Here is a 3,759-nt window from a genome sequence, read left to right on the forward strand (position 1 = left end):
CGCCGGCCGGGAACGCCGCGGCGCCCGTCCCGGGATCGGGACGGGCGCCACGGTCCGCCGGCCGGCCGCCGGCGACGTCGTGCTCCTGTCGTCGTGCGCTGATCCCGCGGGATCAGAGCGGATCGATGTCGTCGCGCCGTTCGACGTACTCCCTGGTGCGCGGGCGCTCGACGTACTCCGTGGTGTGGGCGCGACGCGTGCGCATCGACGCGACCATCATCGACACCACGATGGCCAGGGCACCCACGCCGGTGAGCACCCAGCCGATGACGCTCAGGTCGAAGTCGGAAAGCCGGTCCCGGACGCCGAGCGCCAGGATCAGGCCCAGCGCCATCAGGAACACTCCCAGACCGATACTCATTCGGACACACCTCCCAGGTAGGCGGGATTCGCCCTGGGAGGTACCCGGCGGGTCGATCGGCAAACGGCCCAGGTCAGCCAGATGCCGGCCGGGAGAGCGGCGGTCAGGCAGGCCGGCGCGAGGGCAGCCAGCGGGTCGCGTACCAGGCGTCGGTCGCGGCCATCACCAGGAGCGCCGCGCCCAGCATGTGCAGCCCGACCAGCAGCTCCGGCAGCTCCAGCCGGTACTGCACGAGCCCGACGAGTCCCTGCGCGAGCTCGACGGCGATCAGGACGGCGGCGGCGCGCGCGGCCCGGCCGGGTGAGCCGATCGCGCGAGCGGCGAAGTACAGGCCGAGCGAGACGCCGATGAGCAGCATGACGGCGTCGGCGTGCGCGTGCGTCATGACGGCGACGTCGAGGCCGGTGCGCTTGGAGTCGGGGTCGCCGGCGTGCGGCCCGCTGCCGGTGACGACGGCGCCCAGGTACACCGCGGCGGCGGTGACCACCAGCGTGAGGAGGCCCAGCCGCTCCAGCCAGGGTTGCCCGACCCGCGCCGGAACCGCGCCGAGCGGCCGTTGTGTGCGTCTGACCAGCACCGTCGCAACACCGACCAGAACGGCCGACACCAGGAAGTGGAACATGACGACCCACGGGTTCAGGTCGGTCCAGACGGTGATGCCGCCGATGACGGCCTGCGCGGGGACGACGCCGAGCAGCACCGCCGACAGCACGAGCAGGTCGCGTCGTGGCCGGTCGGAGGTGAGGGTGCGCAGCACCGCCACCAGCATCGCGAAGGCGACGGCGCCGACCACGAAGGTGAGCAGCCGGTTCCCGAACTCGATGGCCCCGTGCATCCCCATCTCGGGGGTCGCGGCGAGGGAACCCGCGGTGCAGTGCGGCCAGTCAGGACAGCCGAGGCCGGAGTCGGTGAGCCGGACAGCTCCGCCGGTCACGATGATGCCGGCCTGCGTGACCAGCGACGCGACGGCGAGCCGGCGCAGCGTCGCCTCCGACGGCAGCGGAAGGCGCCGCACGAGCCGGGCGGTCCGGCCGGGCGCCGGAGCCGGAGTCGTCGGAAGGGTCGCGGTCACCACGTCATGGTAGGACCCGGCCGCTGACCACGGTCTCCGGGTGGGCGTGGCCTGCCTCACGCGTGGTGTTCTGTCAAGGGTCTGCGATCTGCCCGACTCCCGTCAGCGTTAGCCCGGGAATTGGCCCTCGCCGTTGAATCGTGGGTTCGCGGTTAGCCCGGATTCGGGCAAACGCCGTGCTCATGCGGGCAAACACGGAAACCGCCGAGCCGGGCGCATCCGGGCTTAACGTGCCGGTCATGGCCCTTCGATCCGCTCCCTTCCGCGCCGCACCGTCCGTGGTGGCGGTGCTCGTGGCCGCGCTGGCGGCGGTGCTCGTCTCCGCACCGGTGGTCGACGGGCCGGCCGCCGACGGCCGGGCCGCGCTCGCCGAGGCGGTCGCCGGTGACGAGCCGGCAGTGGTCGCCGAGCCGGTGCCGGTCATCCCGGCGGCATCGGGGGTACTCGCCGAGCGCCGGCGGGCCGCACTCGCCATGTGCCGCTGCCGCGCCGATCGCGAGCTCCCGCCGCCCGGCGGCCACGCCGCCCCGGCACCGGTGCCCGACGTCCCGCTCCGGTCGCCTCGCAGCGGCGGCTCCGCTACCGTGCGACTGCGGGCACGCCATGATCGCCATGAGAGCCGCCGTGGCAACGCCGGCGGGCGCTGGCAGTCGGCTCGCTCACTGCGACGATCTGCGGGAGGCAAGGAACATGAGCGGCGGCACCCGGCTGCGACCGCCCCGGAACTGGCTCGACCGGCGTGCCATGGCCTGGTGGCGCGCCCAGGTCGGCGTGCTGACGGCCATCGTGGTCGTGCCGCTGCTGGTCCTGGGCCTGCTCATCACGCCGGCCCGGGCGTGGTTCCTCATCCCCGCCGCGGTGCTCGCCGTCATCGGCCTTCTGGGCGCCCTGGTGCTGCCGCCGTGGTGGTTCCGGATCCACCGGTGGGAGGTCACCGAGCAGGCCGTGTACACCCGCGGCGGCGTGCTGTGGCAGGTGTGGCGGGTGGCTCCGATGTCGCGCATCCAGACGGTCGACACCGTCCGCGGCCCGCTGCAGCGCGCCTTCGGCCTGTCGACCGTCACGGTGACGACGGCGTCCTCCGCGGGGGCGGTGAAGATCGAGGGTCTCGACCACGAGCAGGCGGCCGAGCTCGCCGAGGAGCTCACCCGCATCACCCACGACACCCCGGGCGACGCGACATGAGCGGCCTCGACCCCGCCGATCCGCCGCCGGGCACTGTCACCGCCGGTTCCGCGGCCGCCGACAGCACCTCGGCCAGCGCGGCCGACGAGGACGGCTGGCTGGCGCTGCACGGCGACACCGTCAAGGTGACCGCCGCCTGGGTCTTCGTCCTCGCGCTCGGCGGCGCCATCCCCACCACGGTCGGCATCGGTTCCGGAACGTCGTACGGCACCGCGCTGGCGTGGGTCGTGCCGGCGGTCGTCCTGGTCGTCGCGGCGGCGGCCGTCGCCGACTACGTGCGCTGGCGGCACAGCCGCTACCGGGTCACGCCGACCCGCATGGAACTGCACAAGGGAATGGTCTTCACGACGAAGCGCTCCCTCGCCCGCGAGCGCATCCGCACCGTCGATCTGTCGGCCGATCCGGTCCAGCGGGTGTTCGGGCTGGTGAAGGTCAGCATCGGGACGGGGGAGCAGATCGAGGCCGGCGGGCCGGGACAGTCGCCGCAGACGCTGGTGCTCGATCCCGTGGCCCGCGACGAGGGCGAGCGGCTGCGTGCGCTGCTGCTCGACCGCGCCCCGGTGGCCGCCGACGGTACCGAGCCGGGGGTGCGGGTCCTGGCCGGCTGGAATCCCGCCTGGCTCCGCTTCGCCCCGCTGTCGTTCTGGACGTTCGCGCTGGCCGGCATCGCCGTCGGCGGTCTGTTCCAGGTGCTGAACTGGTTCGGCCGCGAGAACCTGCCCGTCGATGTCACCCGCGACGTCGTCGAGGAGATCGGGGCGACGCAGACGCTGCTGCTGTTCGCGGCGGTGTTCGTGCTGGTCGGCGTCGTGGCGACGCTGGCCTTCAGCCTCGAGGCCTGGTGGGCCTACCGCCTCGAACGCGAGCCGGGCGGAACACTGCGCGTCCGCCGCGGCCTGCTCACCACACGCTCGGTCAGCATCGAGGAGCAACGCGTCCGCGGTGTCGAGATCGTCGAGCCGCTCGGCGCGCGCTCCGCCGGCGCCGCCAGGGTCGACGTCGTCACGACGGGCCTGCGCACCGACCCCAGGTCCGAGGCGTCGACGCTGCTGCCGGCCGCGCCGATGACGGTGGCCGCGTCGGTGGCGGCGGCCGTCGCGGGCATCCGGCCCGGCGGCCGGCTGCGGCGGCATCCGGCGTC

The 3,759-nt window shown here is 74.0% G+C and carries 4 protein-coding genes; 2 read left to right on the forward strand and 2 right to left on the reverse strand.

Features of this window, described 5'->3' with window-relative positions:
* Positions 1 to 112 precede the first annotated feature (112 nt).
* Together DY240_RS23685 and DY240_RS23690 are read right to left on the reverse strand one after the other, a co-directional pair.
* The gene (locus DY240_RS23685; RefSeq protein ID WP_147375485.1) at positions 113 to 361 is read right to left on the reverse strand and encodes a DUF6458 family protein; all 249 of its coding nucleotides are present in this window, start codon (positions 359 to 361) and stop codon (positions 113 to 115) included.
* A gap of 103 nt (positions 362 to 464) precedes the next feature.
* A complete protein-coding gene (locus DY240_RS23690) occupies positions 465 to 1,433 on the reverse strand; it encodes a COX15/CtaA family protein (protein ID WP_199702246.1) in 969 nt (322 codons plus the stop codon).
* Between the two features lie 690 nt (positions 1,434 to 2,123).
* Here DY240_RS23690 and DY240_RS23695 point away from each other — a divergent pair.
* Positions 2,124 to 2,618, forward strand: coding sequence for a PH domain-containing protein (locus tag DY240_RS23695; protein WP_119662200.1), 495 nt, complete (start codon positions 2,124 to 2,126; stop codon positions 2,616 to 2,618).
* Positions 2,615 to 3,759, forward strand: a 1,145-nt coding sequence (locus DY240_RS23700) for a PH domain-containing protein (RefSeq protein WP_147375486.1), incomplete at its 3' end; no start/stop codon positions are given. The genes DY240_RS23695 and DY240_RS23700, both read left to right, overlap by 4 nt.

It is taken from the genome of Jiangella rhizosphaerae (genome assembly GCF_003579925.1).
GTDB lineage: Bacteria > Actinomycetota > Actinomycetes > Jiangellales > Jiangellaceae > Jiangella > Jiangella rhizosphaerae.